This window comes from Leyella lascolaii (assembly GCF_900079775.1).
In the GTDB taxonomy this organism is placed as follows: domain Bacteria; phylum Bacteroidota; class Bacteroidia; order Bacteroidales; family Bacteroidaceae; genus Prevotella; species Prevotella lascolaii.
On the sequence record NZ_LT556039.1, the window covers coordinates 1 to 613 of the forward strand.

Below are 613 nucleotides of genomic sequence, written 5' to 3' on the forward strand. Positions count from 1 at the left end.
CGCAGCCACCTTCTATGAGCATTATGATGAAATCCTCAACTTCTACAACAACCGTTCATCAAATGCGCTCGCTGAATCATTCAACGCTAAAATCAAACTCTTCAGAGCGAATCTCAGGGGAGTTGTTGACAAGAAGTTTTTCTTATTCCGTATTGCTAAACTGTATGCCTATCCCCACTAAAAATCTACTGACCCGCAATCTCACCCAATGGCGAGCGCATCAAGATTGGGAGGAGGCTGACTTGAAATATCGTGCTTTGAAGATGGTTCTTCCATCTAACGATCCAAATGTTCGATACATCGAAAAGAACTTTTCTGTATGCCCAAATAAAGAAGTTATTGAGAAAGTGAGAACTCATGTAAATATTTACGAGGACTCAATTCGCTATCATAACGAAATGATACAGATGGCAGCAATTAAAGATAGCATTGCTAATAGCCTATTTAAAGAGGTGAATGAAATTAAAAAGAAAATTAATCAGAAATAATAGATAACGACCATCTGGTACAAGCGCATTTTTCGCTTCGAATCGGGTAGGAGGTAAATGCTAATCATAAAAGGCAGTTGCTTCCTATTTTCACATTTACCGACCTCTCACACCAGGCTTATTAG

Annotated in this window: 1 protein-coding gene and 1 pseudogene; both read left to right on the forward strand. The window is 38.8% G+C overall.

All coding sequences use genetic code 11. The features are described 5' to 3' along the window. The coding region (locus BN4609_RS08880; protein ID WP_164071627.1) for a transposase at positions 1 to 181 on the forward strand (181 nt) is incomplete at its 5' end. A 16-nt stretch (positions 182 to 197) separates the two neighbouring features. Next, positions 198 to 488 (forward strand): annotated as a pseudogene (locus tag BN4609_RS08885) (hypothetical protein); the annotation flags it as partial. Positions 489 to 613 lie beyond the last annotated feature (125 nt).